Origin of the sequence: Geodermatophilus obscurus (genome assembly GCF_900115395.1) — a bacterium.
GTDB classification, from domain to species: domain Bacteria; phylum Actinomycetota; class Actinomycetes; order Mycobacteriales; family Geodermatophilaceae; genus Geodermatophilus; species Geodermatophilus obscurus_B.
This window is the reverse complement of the sequence record NZ_FOWE01000001.1, coordinates 128,170-145,815: the sequence shown is the minus strand read 5'-3', so window position 1 is coordinate 145,815 and position 17,646 is coordinate 128,170. Positions and strand designations below refer to the sequence as shown.

General features: G+C 76.6%; 18 protein-coding genes. 10 read left to right on the top strand and 8 right to left on the bottom strand.

The genetic code is table 11. The features are described from left to right. Positions 1-83: 83 nt before the first annotated feature. Both BM165_RS00700 and BM165_RS00695 read left to right on the top strand, forming a co-directional pair. Positions 84-1,337 carry a glycosyltransferase gene (locus BM165_RS00700; RefSeq protein ID WP_075011610.1) on the top strand — a complete coding sequence of 418 codons (1,254 nt, stop codon included), beginning with the start codon at positions 84-86 and terminating at the stop codon, positions 1,335-1,337. Beyond that, positions 1,334-3,121 carry a glycosyltransferase gene (locus BM165_RS00695; RefSeq protein ID WP_075011609.1) on the top strand — a complete coding sequence of 596 codons (1,788 nt, stop codon included), beginning with the start codon at positions 1,334-1,336 and terminating at the stop codon, positions 3,119-3,121. The genes BM165_RS00700 and BM165_RS00695 overlap by 4 nt, the downstream gene beginning before the upstream one ends. Before the next feature lie 166 nt (positions 3,122-3,287). Here the strand turns inward: BM165_RS00695 and BM165_RS00690 are convergent, their stop codons facing one another. Further along, positions 3,288-4,862 (bottom strand): peroxidase family protein, encoded by a 1,575-nt coding sequence (locus BM165_RS00690; RefSeq protein ID WP_143107961.1) that lies wholly within the window; start codon positions 4,860-4,862, stop codon positions 3,288-3,290. Positions 4,863-5,302: 440 nt separating this feature from the next. Between BM165_RS00690 and BM165_RS00685 the strand changes: the two genes are divergently transcribed. After that, on the top strand, positions 5,303-6,103 hold the full coding sequence (locus BM165_RS00685; protein WP_075011607.1) for a hypothetical protein: 801 nt from the start codon (positions 5,303-5,305) through the stop codon (positions 6,101-6,103). On the opposite strand, the gene BM165_RS00680 is transcribed toward BM165_RS00685, so the two are convergent. From BM165_RS00680 to BM165_RS00655, 6 genes are all read right to left on the bottom strand, one after another. Continuing rightward, positions 6,100-6,465: a hypothetical protein gene (locus BM165_RS00680; protein WP_075011606.1), complete on the bottom strand. Its 366-nt coding sequence runs from the start codon at positions 6,463-6,465 to the stop codon at positions 6,100-6,102. The two genes, BM165_RS00685 and BM165_RS00680, sit on opposite strands and share 4 nt — an antisense overlap. A gap of 384 nt (positions 6,466-6,849) precedes the next feature. Then, complete coding sequence (locus BM165_RS00675) at positions 6,850-7,941, bottom strand: zinc-dependent alcohol dehydrogenase (RefSeq protein ID WP_075011605.1); 1,092 nt, start codon at positions 7,939-7,941, stop codon at positions 6,850-6,852. Next, complete coding sequence (locus BM165_RS00670) at positions 7,938-8,888, bottom strand: Gfo/Idh/MocA family protein (RefSeq protein ID WP_075011604.1); 951 nt, start codon at positions 8,886-8,888, stop codon at positions 7,938-7,940. Before BM165_RS00670 ends, BM165_RS00675 begins: the two co-directional genes overlap by 4 nt. Before the next feature lie 52 nt (positions 8,889-8,940). Next, the gene (locus tag BM165_RS00665; RefSeq protein ID WP_075011603.1) at positions 8,941-9,747 is read right to left on the bottom strand and encodes a putative hydro-lyase; all 807 of its coding nucleotides are present in this window, start codon (positions 9,745-9,747) and stop codon (positions 8,941-8,943) included. A 94-nt stretch (positions 9,748-9,841) separates the two neighbouring features. Beyond that, the gene (locus BM165_RS00660; protein ID WP_075011602.1) at positions 9,842-10,357 is read right to left on the bottom strand and encodes a DUF421 domain-containing protein; all 516 of its coding nucleotides are present in this window, start codon (positions 10,355-10,357) and stop codon (positions 9,842-9,844) included. A 10-nt stretch (positions 10,358-10,367) separates the two neighbouring features. Beyond that, positions 10,368-10,715, bottom strand: coding sequence for an STAS domain-containing protein (locus tag BM165_RS00655; RefSeq protein ID WP_075011601.1), 348 nt, complete (start codon positions 10,713-10,715; stop codon positions 10,368-10,370). Positions 10,716-10,862: 147 nt separating this feature from the next. On the opposite strand from BM165_RS00655, the gene BM165_RS00650 reads away from it, so the two are divergent. The 6 genes from BM165_RS00650 to BM165_RS00625 all read left to right on the top strand — a co-directional run bounded on the left by BM165_RS00650 (position 10,863) and on the right by BM165_RS00625 (position 15,421). Further along, positions 10,863-11,567, top strand: a complete 705-nt coding sequence (locus BM165_RS00650; RefSeq protein ID WP_143107960.1) for a response regulator — start codon at positions 10,863-10,865, stop codon at positions 11,565-11,567. Continuing rightward, positions 11,564-12,934 carry a HAMP domain-containing sensor histidine kinase gene (locus tag BM165_RS00645; protein WP_075011600.1) on the top strand — a complete coding sequence of 457 codons (1,371 nt, stop codon included), beginning with the start codon at positions 11,564-11,566 and terminating at the stop codon, positions 12,932-12,934. The genes BM165_RS00650 and BM165_RS00645 overlap by 4 nt, the downstream gene beginning before the upstream one ends. Next, positions 12,931-13,539 carry a GerMN domain-containing protein gene (locus BM165_RS00640; protein WP_075011599.1) on the top strand — a complete coding sequence of 203 codons (609 nt, stop codon included), beginning with the start codon at positions 12,931-12,933 and terminating at the stop codon, positions 13,537-13,539. Before BM165_RS00645 ends, BM165_RS00640 begins: the two co-directional genes overlap by 4 nt. A 126-nt stretch (positions 13,540-13,665) precedes the next feature. After that, positions 13,666-13,959, top strand: a complete 294-nt coding sequence (locus BM165_RS00635; RefSeq protein WP_075011598.1) for an STAS domain-containing protein — start codon at positions 13,666-13,668, stop codon at positions 13,957-13,959. Positions 13,960-14,045: 86 nt separating this feature from the next. Next, the gene (locus BM165_RS00630; RefSeq protein ID WP_075011597.1) at positions 14,046-15,083 is read left to right on the top strand and encodes a DUF2254 domain-containing protein; all 1,038 of its coding nucleotides are present in this window, start codon (positions 14,046-14,048) and stop codon (positions 15,081-15,083) included. Next, a complete protein-coding gene (locus BM165_RS00625) occupies positions 15,080-15,421 on the top strand; it encodes a hypothetical protein (protein ID WP_075011596.1) in 342 nt (113 codons plus the stop codon). The genes BM165_RS00630 and BM165_RS00625 overlap by 4 nt, the downstream gene beginning before the upstream one ends. Before the next feature lie 58 nt (positions 15,422-15,479). Here BM165_RS00625 and BM165_RS00620 read toward each other — a convergent pair whose 3' ends face one another. Beyond that, positions 15,480-16,271 carry a hypothetical protein gene (locus BM165_RS00620; RefSeq protein WP_083426914.1) on the bottom strand — a complete coding sequence of 264 codons (792 nt, stop codon included), beginning with the start codon at positions 16,269-16,271 and terminating at the stop codon, positions 15,480-15,482. Between the two features lie 261 nt (positions 16,272-16,532). Here BM165_RS00620 and BM165_RS00615 point away from each other — a divergent pair, with 261 nt between their 5' ends. Continuing rightward, positions 16,533-17,561 carry a phosphotransferase gene (locus BM165_RS00615; protein WP_075011595.1) on the top strand — a complete coding sequence of 343 codons (1,029 nt, stop codon included), beginning with the start codon at positions 16,533-16,535 and terminating at the stop codon, positions 17,559-17,561. The last annotated feature ends 85 nt before the right edge of the window (positions 17,562-17,646 follow it).

The window sequence follows — 17,646 nt, the reverse complement described above, 5'->3', positions numbered from 1 at the left end:
CCGGGCCCTCTGCCCCGGCTGTGCCGTGCGCTAACTCGTGGTGCACTACGGGTCCCCCTGCCGAGGAACCGGAGGTCCCCTGCGTGTCCCGCCCTGCCGCCGACCTGCACGTGCTGCGCCTGTGCAGCGTGTTCGAACCCCGCGCGGCGACCGGCCGGGCGCGGCCGGGCGCACTGCCCGGTGAGCTGGACGCCCGCGCGGCGCGGTTCGACCCGATCGGCGGCATGCAGAACCACACCGCGACGCTCACCCGCTGCCTGGACGCCCGCGGGGTGCGGCAGACGGTGGTGACCGCCCGGCTGGCCGGTCCGGCGGGGGTCACGCCGCTGGGCGCGTCCGCGCGGGTGCACCGCACGGGGCTGCCGGTCCCGCGGCTGCGCCAGCTGTGGGCGCTGCGCGGCCTGCCGGCGGTGCTGCGCGCCGGCCGCCGGGCACCGGTCGACGTCGTGCACGCTCACCAGGGCGAGGACCTCGCCACCCTGCCGCTCGGCCGCCTCGCCGCCCGCGTCCACCGCTGCCCGCTGGTGGTCACGGTGCACTGCAGCGTCGGGCACACCCTCACCGGCGGCGGCCCGAAGGTGCGGCTGCTGCGCGCGCTGGGCGGCTGGATCGAGCGCAGCACGCTCCGCCGCGCGGACGCCGTCGTCGTGCTGACCGGGCGGACCGCCGCGGCGCTGCGCGAGGACGGCGTGCCGGCCGCGCGCATCCGCACCATCCCGTCGGGGTTCGACCCGGCCTTGTTCACCGGCGACACCGGCGACGTCCTCCCCGGGACGCCGCGGCCGCGGATCGGCTACGTCGGCCGGCTGGCGCCGCAGAAGAGCCCCGGCACCCTGGTGCAGGCGTTCGGGCGGATGCGGGAGACGGCGTCGCTGGTCGTGGTCGGCGACGGCCCGGACCGGGCGCTGGTGCACCGGCTGGCCGCCGAGAGCCCCGCCGCCGACCGGATCACCCTGGCGGGCTTCGTGGAGCACGCCCGCGTCCCGGCGGTGCTCGCCTCCCTCGACGTGCTGGTGCTGCCCTCGGTCTACGAGGAGATGGGCTCGGTGCTCACCGAGGCGATGGCCGCGGGCCTGCCGGTGGTGGCCAGCGAGGTCGGCGGGATCCCCGAGGTCGTGCGGCACGGGGTCACCGGGCTGCTCGTCCCGCCGGGCGACGTCGGCGCGCTGGCCGCCGCGCTCGACCGGCTCGTCGCCGAGCCGGGGCTGCGGGACCGGCTGGCCGCCGGCGCCCGGGCGCGCTCGGCCGAGTACGGCTGGCCGGCCCTCGCCGCGCGGGTCGCCGCCGTGTACGACCGGGCACGGGGCCTGACGGCCGACCTCGAGCCGGCCGCGTGACCCCCCGGGTCGCCGTGCTCGTGCCGGTGCACGAGCAGGCGGCGTTCCTGCCGCGCGCGCTGGAGTCGCTGCTCGCGCAGGAGGAGACGGCGTGGGAGGCGGTGGTCGTCGACGACGGGTCGCGGGAGCCGGTGACCGTCCCGGCCGACCCGCGGCTGCGGCTGGTGCGCACCGAGGACAACCGGGGGCTGGGGGCGGCGCTCAACCGGGCGCTGGACGAGACGACCGCGCCGGTGGTCGCGTACCTGCCGGCCGACGACGTCTGGTTCCCCGACCACCTGGCCACCGCGCTCGACCGGCTCGCCGACCCCGCGGTGGTGCTGGTGCGCGCGGAGCTCGCCGAGCCCGCCGGCACCCCGTACGCGCAGCTGGTGCAGGTGGTCTACCGCCGCACCGGCGACCGCTGGACCGAGCGCGCGGAGCTCGAGACCGACGACCTCGACCGGCTGATGTGGGCCCGGGTGGGCGCGCGCGGGACGGCGACCGGCACCGGCCGGGTCACCTGCGCCTGGACGCAGCACCCCGGCCAGCGCTCCCGGGCGATCCGGGAGTCCTTCGACGGCGGCCCCAACGTGTTCCGCACCCGCTACCGCGTGGCCGGGCCGCTGCGGTTCGCCTCCACCGACGGCAGCGACCTCGACGAGGAGGCCCGCTACGCGCGGTTCCGCTCGCGCACGTACGAGGCCGGTCCCGACGGGCTGTCGGTGCTCGTCGTCGGCGAGCTGGCCTTCAACCCCGAGCGGGTCCTGGCGCTGGCCGAGCGCGGGCACCGGCTCACCGGGCTGTGGACCGCCGACGGGCTGGGCGACGCGACCGTCGGCCCGCTGCCGTTCGGCTCCGTCCCCGACGTCGACCGCGACTCCTGGCGCGACGGCGTGCGGGCCCTGGCCCCCGACGTCGTCTGGGCGCAGCTGAACTGGCGGGCGGTGCCGTTCGCGCACGCCGTCCGCACCGCCTTCCCCGACCTGCCGTTCGTCTGGCACTTCAAGGAGGCGCCGCAGCGCAGCGTCGTCCGCGGGGAGTGGCCGCTGCTGGCCGACCTCGTCTGCGGCGCCGACGCCGTCCTGCTGGCCACCGAGGAGGAGCGCGACTGGTTCGCCCTCGCGCTGTCCGGCCGGGTCGACCCCGCACGGCTCGGTGTCCTCGACGGCGACCTGCCCAAGCGCGACTGGCTCGACGCGCCGCCGTCACCGAAGCTGTCGGACGCCGACGGGCAGCCGCACGCCGCCGTCGTCGGCCGGCCCTCCGGGCTGGACCTGGACTGGGTGCTGGCCCTGGCCCAGCGTGGGGTGCACACGCACCTCTACGGGCAGGTGCGCGCGCCCGGGCCGAAGGGCTCCTGGACCGGCTGGCTGGAGGAGGCGCTGGCCCGCGCGCCGGGGTTCGTGCACGTGCACCCGGCGGTCGGGCCCGAGGACTGGGTGCGCGAGCTGTCCCGCCACGACGCCGGCTGGCTGCACCGCTTCGACTCGGCCAACGGCGGCGACCTGCGCCGGGCCACCTGGGACGACCTCAACTCCCCCGCCCGGCTGCCGGTGTGCCTGGCCGCGGGACTGCCGCTGCTGCAGCAGGCCAACCCGGGCTCGCGGGTGTCGGTGGAGCGGGTGCTGCGCGAGGACGGGACCGGGCTGTTCTACCGCTCGGCCGACGACGTCGCCGCGGTGCTGCACGAGGAGGTCGCGACCCGGGCGGGGCACGCCGCGGCGCTGGCCGCGCGGGATCGGCACACCTTCGACGCGCACGCCGACCGCCTGGTGGACCTGTTCCGCTCGATCGCCCGCTGACGTCGCCGCGGCCACCGTCGCCGGCGGTGACGGCGGAGGCGTTCCGAGGCGCCGGATCCCAGGTTCGATCGCTCGTCACCGGCTCCGGTGGCCCGTACGGAGGTGCTACGCCCGTCCCTCGTCGTCGGTGACGCACCACTGGGCGGCCGCCCGTTCCCACAGCCGTTCAGGCGACGCCGGCGAAGGTCAGCAGGTCGGTCATCGTGAACCCCCCACCGGTGGAACCGTCACGCCGCGGGAGGTCGGGCGTCCAGCCTGGGCAGTTCAGGTAGGAGCGGGAATCGGCGAGCAGGAGTCCGTAGAAGACCTCGGCGATGATCCGGCTCCCGACCTCACCGAGCCGCGTGCCCTGCTGCTGGACCAGCGCCTCCTTCAAGACGTAGTACCAGAGCGGAGTCGCGCTCTCGAAGCCCAGCGGCTGCAGTTCGCTGAGGTCGGCGGCCGCGAGCGGCGTGTAGCCGAGGGCCGTGGCGATGTCCTGCCCGGAGGCCAGTCCGTGCTGGAGGTGCCGTTCCAGGTTGCGCCCGGCGAGGGACTTGAGCGCATCGTCCGGCTCGACCAGACCTGGCCCCACCGGCAGGTCGAACATCGGCGAGGAGATGTAGGGGTCGATCCGCTTGTTCCGCTTGACCTTGGCCCGGACGGCCCCGGTGTCCGGGTCGACCTCCTTCGTCCCGAAGTCGAAGAAGGTGTCCCACTCGACGAACCGGCGTGGGGCCCGGCGTCCACCGCGCAGGTCGTTCGGGTCCTCCTCGCGCGGATCGACCCGGGCGTCGAAGATGGGGGCTCCGAATCCGACGTTCAGCTTGTACCCGGGCCTGATCTGACTGTGCCCGAACCGGTACGCGGCGACCTGGAACTCGCGGGGGATCTTCTGGGTCCCGGCACCCGTGTAGACCGTCGGACCGGCAGCTGCGACGGTGGCGAGGACTGCTGGGTCGAGCGTTGCGGCGAGGAACTGCTCGACGACCACCCACTGGTAGTGACGTCGCACGGATTCCCGGGTCAGTTCGAAGAGTCGTCGCGGCCGCTCCGCAGGAGCGAGTGCGGCGAGCTCCCCTGCCCTCTGCGCGGCCAGGTGATCGGTGACCTCGTTGTGGAACCTGAGGAACGCCAGATGGAGCTGCGAGGTGATGACGTTCTCGTCGTTCCGCGGATCGGCGATGACGGCGCGCAGTTGGCTCGTTCTCGGCAGGTCCCGCGGGGCGTCGAAGTCGACGAAGAACTTGACCGGTGCCTGTCGGTCGAGTTCGGACGCTCGGTCGTAGAGGAGGCGATCGAGGTCCGGTCCGCGGCCGTAGACGCTGTCCAGGTCGAAGAACCGTGAGCGCAGGTTCGGACTCGCTGTCCGACCACACCTGATCGGCATGGGGTCGAAGGTCAGATCGTGGTCGATGAACTGGCCGAGAAAGGTGAAGCCGACGGTCATGTCCGGGTTCGGATTGTCCGGGTTGCGGTTGGGATGGGTCGGGTGCGGGGTCTCGGTGTCGTTGGCGGCGAGCGGGTTGGTGACCGTGACCCGCGGATCGAGGGCGTCCATCAGCCCGGTCCTCTTGCCCAGTTCGCGGATCCGGGCGATGACCGTCGGTTCGCAGGCGGCGAACGGAGGGAGGTGGGGGAACAGCTTGTTGAAGTCATCCGGAGCCGCCTGGCCGTTCGGGGCGACGGCTGTCGGCGCACGGAATGGCGGATCCAGGAACATCCGCACGTCCTGCACCGGTGTGACTGGACTCAGCACCACTGACGGCTCCTCTGGACGACCCGGACCGGCTGCATGCGGGAACTGACCACGACGGACTCGTCGAATGGGACGCGGTCGCCCACCGGGCCCACGTACGGACGGGGACGACGAGCGCACCGAGCCGCGGACCACACCGTCGATACGTGAGCCTGGCCCTGCCGGCGTCACCGCCACGTCACCGGACACGGACGCAGACGCCCACCGCGACCACCCAGGTCGCGACGCCGCCTGCCTGGGTCCCGTCGCACCCCGGGTGGTCGCCGCTGTGGCGGTTGCCGTCGGCTCCTCTCGCAGGCGCACGCGTCGTGTGGGTGTGAGCGTGCCCCGAGGACAGCGATCCGCTCACCGGTGCACGGGCACCGGCGGTCGGCGCGGCCTCCGTGGTCCGCAGGACGTGCGGGCGTCCCGGACTGTCGTAGCCCGTCCCTACCGTCGGGCGCGTGGACGAGCTGACGTGGGCGGTGACGGACGGACCCGACGGCACGGCGGCGGTCGAGCTGCCCGACGACGCCGCCTCGGCGCGCCGGCTCGACGGGCAGGCCGGCGGCTTCTGGTGCGCGCGCCGGGCAGGCGGCTGCGGCGGAGCGCTGCGGGTCGTCCTCGACGGCGCCCGTCCGGCGTTCCGGCACACCGTCGACGCGCCGTGCCGGTTCCTCCGCCGGGGGGCGGCGGCGGGGCACGCCTACGACCACCTGCGCTACCGGTCGGCGCTGACCGGCTGGCTCACCGCCCAGGGGCTCTCCTCGCGCGTGGCGACGGTGACCGGGCCGGACGGGCACACCGGGCTGCACGTCGTCGTCGACGCGCTCGGCGCCGCGGTCGAGGTCCAGCTCGCACCCCTCACCGACACCGCCTGGCGGGCGCGCGACGACCGGGTCCGCCGCACGGCGCGGTCGGTCACCTGGCTGCACGGCCCCGAGGCCGACGGCGTCGCGGCCACCGAGGCGAGCGTGCGCGGTGCGGCGCTGTCGCTGCGCCGTCACGACCGCGGATTGCTCGTCGGGGTCCGCGACGCCGGCGGCGGGGTCCGGTGGGTGCGCCTCGCGGCCTGCCGGCTCACCGCCGACGGCATCACCGCGCCCGGGCTGGCGGAGGCACGGGCGGCGCACCAGCGGCGGGCCGCCGCCCGGCAGGACGCCGCGCGCCGGGTGGCCCGGCAGGCGGGGCGGTGGTCGCAGCGGGCCGGCGCCGTCCCGTGGGACGTCCGCACCGGCACCCTGCCGTTCCCGGCCGCCGGCTAGGGGCGCGGGTCCTCCCCCGCGTCGTCCTGCGGGACCGACCGCGCCCGCCGCGGCAGGTGCACACGCGGCAGGTGCAGGGGCAGGTGGGGGTGCGGCAGGTGCGGGTGCGGCAGCCGCGCCGCCAGCCCGGCGGGCAGGTGGAGGGCGGGAACGCGGGCCGGCCGGTCCTGCGACTCCTCCGCCTGCTGCCACCGCGACAGCGTCCGCTTCCACCCGCTGCGCACGGCCGCCCCGTGCGCCCGGGCCGCGGCCTGCGGTGCGCGGTGGTCGCGTTCCCACCGGGCGGTGTTGCCGCGGGCCATCACCACCACGAGCGCGGTCAGGACGACGAAGCCGAGGACGCTGACGGCTGCCCACAGCATGGTGGTCCTCCCCTGGACCACGCCGCACAGCCCGGCGGCCCGGCGTCCGCGGCGATGACCGGAGGATCCCGCCGTCGACGGGCCAGGACAAGTGGTCGGCGCGGCGCACCGGGCGACGCGCCGGTGGCGTGACGTCGGCGACCACCCCGGCCGTCATCAGCAGGGGCAGCACCGGCCGGTGCCGCGCCCGGTCCTGACCGCCCGCCCCCGCGAGCCAGGCGGTGACGGCGCAGGTCAGCACCATGCCCAGCCGTCCGGATTCGCGCCCGCCGGTAGGCGTCGTCGGAGGCGTCGACGCGGTCGCCGTCGAACGGCCCGACGGGCGGATCAGGCAGATGCCGGATGATCCCCGTCCGGTGCGACGGGTCGCCTCGGGGAGTCGGCTCAGAACCGCAGGACGGCCTGCAGCGGCGGGGACGGGAGGCGGCGCCCGGCGAGGTCGGCCAGCAGCGCCGGGCCGTCGTCGAAGGGGACGACGTCGGTGACCACGTGCCGGCGGACGTCGTCGCCCCGCTCGCGGAGCAGGTCGAGGGTGACGGCGGCCAGCGCCGGCCGTGACCAGTCCGCGGCCATCCCGCGCGGCACCCGGCTGATCTGGGCGCACACCACCGACAGGCCGTTGTGGTGGAACTCCTCACCGAGCCGGACGGCCTCCGCGCCGCCCTGGTAGAAGCCCAGGTCGACCACGACGCCCTGCGGCCGCAGCGCCTTGAGGCCGGTGGCCAGTGCCGAGTCGTGGCCGCGACACTGCAGCACCAGGTCCGCACCGGCGTCGCCGGGCCCGTGCCGCCACCGCTGCTTGACCGCCTCCCAGGCGCCGTCGGCGTCGACGGTGGCCAGCCCGAGCGTCTCGGCCACCGCCCGCCGCTGCGGCGAGGGGTCCTCGACGACGACGTCGGCGGCGCCGTGCCGGACGGCGAGCACCGCCGACAGCAGCCCGATCACCCCGGCGCCGGTGACCAGCACGTGCCGGTCGCGGACGCCGTCGCCCACCCCGCCGCCGGGGCCGGCGAACTGCGCCGTCGCGTGGAGCAGGCCGTTGACGCAGATCGGGCCCATCTGGGCGAGGTAGACGCCGAGCAGCGGGTCGAGGTCGCCGGGCACCGGGATGACGTGCATGCTCGCCGGGTCGGCGCACCGGCCGGTGCGGTGCCCGTAGGCCATCGCCACCCGCGTGCCCTCGGCCAGGCCGTCGGCGCGGCTCTCGGTGACCAGCCCGACCTCCATGTAGCCGAGGTTGGTCACCGGGTAGCCGGCCACCGGGCCGCGGGAGAAGGAGCGCACGTCGGGGTCCCAGTGCAACCGGTGGTGGGGATCGGTGCCGCGCACCAGGGCCACCTCGGTGCCGGCGCTGACGCCGCTGTACTCGGTGGTCACCCACGCCTGCCCGGGACCGGGCTCGGCCTCGGTGTCGTCGAGGACGGCCGGGTGGCCGGGGGTGAGGACGCCGATCGTGCGCACGGCCCGCCCGCTCACAGCTGCACCGTCCCGCCGTCGGCCGCGGCCCGCGCCACCGCGACGGCGAGCCGGTGGGTGCGCAGCGCCTCGGCGTAGGGCGCCCGGACGTCGTCGCCCTCCCCGCGGACGGCGGCGACGAAGGCGGCGTCCTCGGCGGCGATCGGGTCCCGCTGCCGGGGCACCGTGCGCTCGCCCGCGGCGTCGGTGATCCGCAGGTCGTGCTCGGTGAGGTCCAGCCCGAGGCCGGGGGCGACCACCTGCACGCCGATCCGGTAGCCGCGCGGGGCCACGCAGCTGTTGGAGAAGGTCCCGACCGCGCCGGACGCGAAGCGCAGCGACGCGGTGCAGACGTCGAGGACGTCGCCGGGCCCGTCCGGGGAGCGCCCGCCGGTGGCGAACCCGCCGGTCACCTCCCCGGCCAGGACGCGGCCGACGTCGAGCAGGTGGGTGGCCTGCTCGACGGTCTGCCCGCCGGACTGGTCCTGGCGCGCCCACCACGGCACGTTGGGCGCCTTGTCCAGCCACGCGCCCAGCAGCAGCCGCGGCGGCGCGTCGGCCAGCAGGGCGCGGGCCTGCTCGAGGGTGTCGAGGTAGCGCCAGTGGTAGCCGACCGCGGTGAGCAGCCCGGCCGCCTCGATCCGGGTAGCCAGCCGCTCGGCGGTGGGCAGGTCGGTGGCCAGCGGCTTCTCCACGAACAGCGGCAGGCCGGCGTCGACCGCGGCGTCCTCGACGGCGCCGTGCTGGTGCGGAGGGACGCAGACGTAGAGGGCGTCGAGCGTCTCGCCGCCGAGCAGGTCCTCCCACGTCGCGTAGGCCCGTGCACCGGCGCGCTCGGCCAGCCGCTGCGCGCGGTCGGCCTGCGGGTCGGCGACCCCGGCGACGGTGACGCCGTCCAGTGCGGTCAAGGACTCGACGTGCCGGCCGGCGATGAACCCGGCTCCGACCAGCCCGATGCGGGTGCTCACCGGCGCGTCCTGCCCCGTCGCGCCCGGGGCGGAAACCCCGGGCGGGCTCCCGTCAGGGCAGGCGGAGGGCGGCGTCCGTGACGTCGGTGACGAACATGTGCCCCGGGGCGTGGGTGATCGCGAACGGCGGTCGGGAGCCCAGCAGCGCCGCCTGAGGGGTGACCCCGCAGGCCCAGAACACCGGCACGTCGCCGTCCTCGGCGACGACCGGGTCGCCGTAGTCAGGGCGGTCGAGGTCGGCGATGCCGAGGGCCCCGGGTGCGCCGACGTGCACCGGCGCCCCGTGCACCTCGGGCATGCGGGCGGTGACCTGGACCGCGGTGGGCACCAGGGAGCCCGGGACCGGCCGCATCGATACCACCAGCGGCCCGGACAGCCGCCCGGCGGAACGGCACGGCCGATCGGTGCGGTACATCGACACGTTTCGGCCCTGCTCGATGTTACGCACCGGGACGCCGGCGTCGAGCAGCGCCGTCTCGAAGCTGAAGCTGCAGCCGACGAGGAACGCGACCAGGTCACCGGTCCACAGGCCGGTCACGTCGGTCGGCTCGTCCACGCACTCGCCGTCGCGCCAGACCCGGTAGCGCGGCAGGTCGGTCCGCAGGTCGGCGTCAGGGGCCAGCGGGGTGCGGTACGACCCGGGGTCGGTGACGTCGAGCAGGGGTACCGGCCGGGGGTTGCGCTGGGCGAACAGCAGCATGTCCATCGCCCAGTCCCGCGGCAGGACGACGAGGTTGGCCTGCGCGTGCCCGGGGGCCCAGCCCGACGAGGGGACGGCGAGGCCGGCGCGGAAGGCCGCGCGGGCCGCCGCGGGGTCGCGGGCCGGCTCGTGGGCCGCCGGGGCAGGGTCGAGCAGCATGCCGCCATGGTCCGCCTGGGGTCCCGTGCGGTCCACGAGGACGTCGGCGGGAGCGGGCCGGCGTGCGCCGTCCCCCGCGGGCGGCGCACGCCGGTCAGGCGGTCTCGCGGCGCACCCCGTCCAGTGCCGACCGGTCACCGGCCTGCGAGGCGGGGACGACGCTCAGCGACCCGTCGGTCTCGAGCACCACCGCCGCGACGGAGGACAGGTCGCCCTGCCCGGTGGCCCGCACGGCCTGCCGGACCTCGTCGACCGCGACCCGCTGCCGGGCGAGCGCGTCGGGGAGCAGCCGGCCGTCGCGCAACAGGAGCGTGGGTTCGGCGGTGACGACCGCACGCGCCCACGGGAGCCGCGAGGTCATCTGCGCCACCACGAACTGCAGCAGGGCCAGCAGGGCCAGGGCGAGCGCACCCTCCGACCACGACACGTCGGAGCTGAGCAGGATGGTGGCCAGCGTCGACCCGAGAGCGACGGTGACGACCAGGTCGAAGGCGTTGAGCTTCGCCAGCGTCCGCTTTCCCGACAGCCGCAGCACGACGACCACGGTCAGGTAGGCGCTGGCCCCGACGGCGGCCACCCGGCCGAGGTCGGACCACGCGTCGAACCACATGCCCGCGGCTCTACCCGGCCCGGCGGCGGTGAGCGGGCTGCACCTGCAGCACCCGCCACAGACCGGTCCGCACGAGGACGTCGCGCGTGCGGCGGCCCGCACCGCGCAGGACGACGCCGCCGCCCCGGGCGCGGCACACCCGGTGCGCCTCGAGCAGGCTGGCCAGGAGCGGGCTGGTCAGCTGCGGGAGCCGGGCGACGTCGACGACGACGGTGCGGGCGCCGGCCGTCAACGCGTCGTGCAACAGCCACCGGAGGTCGGCCAGCCCGTCGTCGAGCAGGGCCGGGGTCACGGCGACGACGACCTCGTCCGAGCGCGGCGGAGCGCTCGCGGCGCCGGTCGCGGCAGGTGGGGTCACGGGTGTCCTCCCGGTCCCGGGCGGCTGGTGGGCTCTCCCGAGCATGCTCGCCGTCCGTTGCGGGGACCCGGTCGGCCGCTTTGCGATCCGGTGACGGTCCGCGTGCGGAACCGGGAGGGCCGTACCTCACGGTGGCACAGTGGCCGGGTGCTGCCGCGTCTCCTGGTCGTCGAGGACGACGACGCGATCCGGACCGCGCTGCGCTGGGCGCTGGAGGACGAGGGGTACGCCGTCGAGGAGGCGGTGAGCGGTGAGGACGCCGTCCGGCAGGTGCGGGATGCCGTGCCGGACCTGATGGTCGTCGACCTCATGCTCGGCCGGATGGACGGGTTCGCCGTCGTCCGCGAGGTCCGGCGGCGCCACGACCTGCCGATCATCGTGGTCAGCGCCCGCGCCGACACCCACGACATCGTGGCCGCCCTCGAGGCCGGAGCCGACGACTACGTGACCAAGCCCTTCGAGGTCAAGGAGATCACCGCGCGGCTGCGGGCCCTGCGACGCCGGGTGGGGTCGACCGGGCCGGCCCCGGAGCCGCGGCCGGTCGTCCTGGAGCAGGACCCGGAGGCGCCCCTGGTGCTGACCGTCGACGCCGGCACCGTGCACCGCGGGGAGGAGCAGCTCGCGCTCACCCTCACCGAGTTCCGGCTGCTGTGCGAGCTCGCCGCCGTGCCGGGAAGGGTGCTGAGCCGGCAGGACCTGCTGGCCCGCGTGTGGGAGCACGGGTTCTTCGGGGACGAGCGGCTCGTCGACGTGCACATCCGCCGGCTGCGCACGAAGGTCGAGCGCGACCCCGGCGCGCCGCGGGTGGTGGTCACCGTCCGCGGCCTGGGGTACCGGCTGGACCTGCGATGAGGCGCGCCCCGGGGCCCCGGGGCCTGCGGGCGCGCATCGTGCTCGGGTTCGCGGCGGCCACCCTGCTGGTGTCGGCCGTGCTCGTGACCACGACGTTCCTCCTGGCCCGGGGCTACCTGCTCGACCAGCGCGAGCGGACCCTCACCCGGCAGGCCTTCGCCGACGCCGACGTCCTGCGCAGCCGGCTGTCGACCGCCGGCGCCGAGATCGGCACCGCTCTCGAGGAACTGGAGCCGTCCGGCTCCTCCGACGTCGTCGTCCACCACGGCGGCTCCTGGTACTCCTCGAGCCTGGAGGTCGGGGCCCGGGACGTCCCGGCCGACCTCCGTGACCTCGTCGACGACGGCACGGCGGCCACCGTGCGGACCGGGTCGGCCGACGGGCCGCGCCTGGTCGTGGGCGTCCCCGTGCCGGGCGCGGACCTCGAGTTCTACGAGCTCTCCCCGCTCACCGAGCTGCAGGAGGTGCTCCGCACCCTGGCGGCGGTCCTGACGGCCGGCGCGGGGGCAGCCACCCTCGTCGGCGCGGCGTTCGGCGTCTGGGCCAGCCGCCGCGTGGTGCAGCCGCTGGAGCAGGTCGCCGGCGCGGCGACCCGGATCGCCGCCGGTGACCTCGCGACCCGACTGCCGGCCACGCAGGACCCGGACCTGGTGGCCATCGTCGGCGGCTTCAACGCCATGGTCGACGCGCTGGCCGCCCGCATCGAGCGGGACGCCCGCTTCGTGGGCGACGTCAGCCACGAGCTGCGAAGTCCCCTCACCACCCTGGTGACCAGCGTCTCCGTGCTGGGGGCCCGGCGCGGGGAGCTGCCGCCGCGCTCGCGGGAGGCCCTGGCGCTGGTGGAGACCGAGCTCGCTCGGTTCCGGCGGACGCTGGACGACCTGCTGGAGCTCGCCCGGCTCGACAGCGACGCCACCGACCCGCACGCGGACCCGGTCGACCTCGCCGAGCTCGCCCGCGAGGTGCTGGTCCGGACAGACCGGGACCCCGACCTGCTGACCCCGGAGGACGGCGACACGCGGGTGCCGGTCGACAAGGGCCGGCTGGAGCGGGCGCTGCGCAACCTGCTCGACAACGCCGACCGGCACGGCGGCGGCGTCCGGGGGGTGGAGGTCGTCCCCCGCGACGACGTGGTCCTGGTGTCCGTCGACGACGCCGGCCCCGGGGTGCCCGCCGGCGACCGCGGACGCGTCTTCGAGCGCTTCGCGCGGGGCAGCGCCTCGACCCGGGGCTCCCGGCCGGGAGCGGGTCTGGGCCTGGCCATCGTCGCCGAGACCGCGGCCCGCGCGGGCGGGGCGGCCTGGGTCACCGACGGCCCCTGCGGCGGCGCCCGCTTCACCCTCTCCGTCCCGAGGTCGGCCCGGTGACCGCCCGCCGCCTCGCCCCGGCCGGCGCCGCGCTCCTCGTCGCGCTCGCCGCCGCGGGGTGCGGGGTCCCGGTCGGCGACGCCCCCACGACGATCGCGCCGAGCGACGTGCCCTACGGCCTGGCGTCCCCGACCGAGGCGTCGCCCTCCACGGCCTCCCCCGTCCCCCGCGCCGACGAGCCCCTGGTGTTCCTCGTGGGGCCGGGCGACCTGCTGGTCCCGCGGGGCCGCGGCACAGGCACCGGCACGCCGGCCGACCGGCTCGACGCGCTGCTGGCCGCGCTGGCCGCGGGCCCGACCGAGGGCGAGCGCGCCGAGGGGCTGTCCACCGCCCTGCCGCCCGGGGTGGAGCTGGGCGTGACCGGGGACGACGACGGGACCGTGACGGTCGACCTCGGCGGGCCCGTCGACGCGCCGTCTGGCCGGGAGAGCCGGTCGGCGGTCGCCCAGGTCGTCCTGACCGCGACCAGCCTGCCCGGCGCGGACGCGGTGCTCCTCACCCGCGACGGCGTCCCCGTCGAGGCGCCGCTGCCCTCCGGCGAGCTGACCTCGGCTCCGCTCACCGAGGCCGACTACGCCGTCTTCCTCACCTCGCCCCCGACCTGAGGACCGCGACTCCCCGCCGCGGACGTGACGACCTCGTGACGACCTGCGCCGGGATCTCGGCGGGAACGGCCCCGGCTGCCAGGGTGGACCCGCACCCGGCCGCACCGACCCTCTCGGGAGGACCGCATGACCACTGCCGGCAGCCCGTCGCGCGATGCTGCGCCGCGCACCGAGGTCGTCGTCCCGCGGGTCGGCCCGATCCGGGTGAGCGGACACCTCACCCGCCAGGGGGCCGACCTGGTGCGGGGCACGGTGGAGACGGCGCGCCGCACGGGATCCCCCGTCGTGGTGGTCGACCTGGCCGGCGTCCGAGCCGCCGACGACGCCGGCCTGGACGCCCTGCACACACTGCGCGACACGCTGTCCGGACGCGGCACCCGCCTGCTGCTGCGCAACGAGCCCGGGGTCACACCCGCCTGAGGCCCCGCTCGACGACTCCGGCGCCGCACGGCCGCCCGGCTGCCGGTCGACCGGCGCCGCCTGCACGGGTGGACCAGGCTGGGTCCGTGCCCGGGACCAGCAGGACCGCCCGGCCGAGGCGCCGACGGGGACTGCGCGCGCGGCTGCAGAGCGCCCTGTGGCCGATCCCCGCGGTGGCGGTGGTCCTGGCCATCGGCGCCGGCGTCGGCCTGCCCGCTCTCGACGGCCTTCTCGGGGACGGCGGGTCGGGACATCCGCTGGCCTTCGTCTTCGGCGGTGGCCCGGCTGCAGCGCGGGACCTGCTCGCCGCGATCGCCGGCTCCCTGATCTCGGTGACCGGTCTGACCTTCTCGCTGACGGTCGTGGCCCTGCAGCTGGGCAGCAGCCAGTACTCACCCCGGTTGCTGCAGACCTTCGTCACCGACCGGGGCGTGCAGCTGACCCTCGCCGTCCTGACGGCGACATTCGTCTACGCGCTCACGGTGCTGCGCACCGTCCGCACCGAGGACGCGACGACGGACGAGAGCGCGTTCGTCCCCCGCCTGTCGATCACCGTGGGCTACGTCCTCACGCTGGGCTCCGTCGTCGCCCTGCTCCTGTTCCTCGGCCACCTGGCGCGCATGCTGCGGGTGGAGACGATGCTGCGCGACGTCCATGACGAGGGCAGCGCGACGCTGGCCCGCGAGCTGCCGGCCGGACCCCGACCCGGACCCGGACCCGGGGTCGCGGGCCCGGCGCTGCCCCGCGGACCGGGCACGCCGGTCCCGGCGACGTCGAGTGGCTTCCTCGTCGCCGTCGACGAGGCGGCGCTGGTGGAGGCCGCGCGAGGGCACGGCGCCGTCGTGCTGCTGGCCGCCCGGATCGGCGACTCGGTGATCACCGGCACCCCGCTCGCGCACGCCTGGCCGGGACCGGCGGATGGCCCGGTGGACGCCGGCGCGCTCGGGAAGGCGGTGGCGGGCGCGGTGCACCTGGGGTTCGAGCGCTCGCCGGACCGCGACCTCTCCTACGGACTGCGCAAGGTCGTCGACGTCGCCGTCCGCGCACTCTCCCCCGGCACCAACGACCCGACGACGGCGGTGCACGCCCTGTCCCACGCTCGGCGCTGCTCGGCGACCTGGTGACGAGGCCGCTGGAGGCGCGCCGGCTGAGCGACGACGGCGTGCTGCGGGCCGTGGTGCGGCAGTGGTCCGCGACGGCGCTGCTCGACCTGGCGCTCGAGGAGCCACTGCAGTACGCCTCCGGTCAGCCGGCGGTCCTACGGCGCATGGCCGCGCTTCTGCGAGAGGTCGCCTGGCGCGCGCCCCGGGGCCTGCTCGACGACCGGTTGCGCGGCCACGTCGCCGCCGTGGCCGCCGTGGCCGGGGACAGCACCCGGGTGACCGCCGAGGAACGGCAGGCCTGGGCGCTGCGGCTGGAGCAGGCCCTGGCCGGGTCCTGGCCGGCCGTCAGTCCGGACTGAGTGCAGGGGGACGGCCGCCCTGACGAGGTGACCGGACCCGGGCGTGCCGGGGACGCCGTCACCCGCCGGACGCGGTGACCAGGGCGAGCAGGCCGGCGTAGAGGACCAGCCCGGTCAGGAACCAGCGGTAGCTGGACCGCCGGGTGGCCGGCAGCTCCTCCTTGAAGACGTTGAGCAGGATCGACCCGCCGAGCCCCGCGGTCAGCAGGGCGACCAGCAGCGTGCTCGTCGGTGCGAGGACGGCATCGAGCAGCCAGCCGGCCAGCAGCGCGCCCGCGAGCAGGGGGCGGCCGCTGCCGGGGAAGCGCCGCGGGTAGTGCTCCTCGAGCGACCGGTCGGTCAGCACGAAGTGCAGTCCCATGGCGACGGTGAACAGGACGGCGAAGGCCACGCCGGTGCGCAGCCGCAGCGCCATCGTGTAGGTGATCAGGGCGTTGTAGACCATGAACGAGCCGAGGTGCAGCCAGTAGACCCCGGCCGGCTCCTCGACCGTGGCCGGCCGCCCGTCCGGGACGCGGGACGCCGCGGGGGCACGCTCGTCGGCCAGCCGCTGCAGCCCGTAGAAGGCCGCGAAGCCGGCGAGCGCCACGACGAAGATCCCGAGGTCGACCAGCGGGGTGGTCTCCACGACGTCGTCGAGCGCCTCCCCGACCGCCTCGTTGCCCTCGGCGATCTCGGGCAGGAGGTGCAGGAAGACGTAGGCGACCGCGAGCCCGCCGGCGAAGGAGGCCGTCGCCCGCTCGGGCACCAGCGGCAGCCGCCGGATGTGCGGCGCCGCCAGGTGGAGTCCGGCCAGGACGGCGGCCAGCAGCAGCGCTCCGACGACGCTCTCGGTCGTGGTCAGCTCCACGGGTCCTCCCCCTGTGGCCGTCCCGGCCGGCTCTGGCGGCCGCGACCGCCCGGGAGCGCCTCCTCCGCTCCGGACATGCCCTTCCCATACCGGCGACGGGCGCCGCGGACACCCGGTCGGGCATGACGGTCCCGTGACGGGCGGATGGCACCCGCGGGGGACGCCGGAGGGCTGCGCCGCGGAGCCGGGGGGCCGGGGAGTCCGGTCGGAGTCGTGTCCCCGACTGCCAGGAGTGCCCCGTGTCCCCTGGCGTCGGACCGCGTGGACACCGACGCGCCGGACCTCACCGGGGCCGCCACCTGGCGGGACCCGGGCTGGCGGGAGCCCGCGGTCGCGTGGGCGCACGAGCGGCTCGCCGCCTCCGGCCGGACGCCCGTCGGCCGGCCGGAGCAGGTGCACGTGCGCGCCTGGTCGACGGCGATCCGCATCCCCACCGACGACGGCGCGGTGTGGCTGGAGTCCGTGGGCGCCGGCTCGGCGCAGGAGCCGCCGCTGGCCGTGGCCCTCGGCCGCTGGGTGCCCGGGCGGGTGCCGGTGCCGCTGGGTGCGGACGCCGGCCGTCGCCTGCTGCTCCTGCCCGACGGCGGGACGACGCTGCGGGCGAGCGGTCGCGGCGGCGCCGTCGAGGCGTGGGAGGCCCTGCTGGCCGACTCCGCCCGCCTGCAGGTCGAGGTCGCGGAGCACGCCGGGGAGATGGTCGCCCTCGGGGTGCCCGACGCCCGCCCCGAGCGGCTGCCCGGGCTGGTCGCCGGCCTCCTCGCCGACGACGACGCGCTGCTCGCCGGCTCCCCCGACGGCATCGACCCCGCACTGCGCGAGCGGCTGCGCGGGTCGCTCGCCCAGCTCGCCGAGCTGTGCCGGGCCCTCGCCGCCGGCCCGGTGCCGGCGTCGCTGCAGCACGACGACCTGCACGACGGCAACGTCTTCGTGGCCGGCGACGGACACCGGTTCTTCGACTGGGGCGACGCCTCGGTGTCGCACCCGTTCCTCGCCCTGCTCGTGCCGCTGCGGGTGGCCGCTGCCGCGCTCGGCCTGCCGCCCGGCTCCCCGGCCCTGCTGCGGTTGCGCGACGCCTACCTGCGGCCGTGGCGGGCGTTCGCCGAGGCCCCCGCGCTCCACGAGCTGACCGGCCTCGCCCTGCGGATCGCCCCGCTGGAGCGGGCGCTGACCTGGCACCGCATCCTGCGCGGCGTCCTCCCGGAGGAGCGCGCCGGGTGGCAGGCCAGCGTGCCCGGCTGGCTGGCCGAGTCCGGCGCGCCCGGCCCGCTGGACGTCGTCCCGGGGACCTGACCGGGCCCGTGCCGCCGGCTTCCGGTCACGACCGGCGGGTGCCCGGGCCGTGGCGGCGTGCCCGCCCCCGGTTGACCCGGGGACC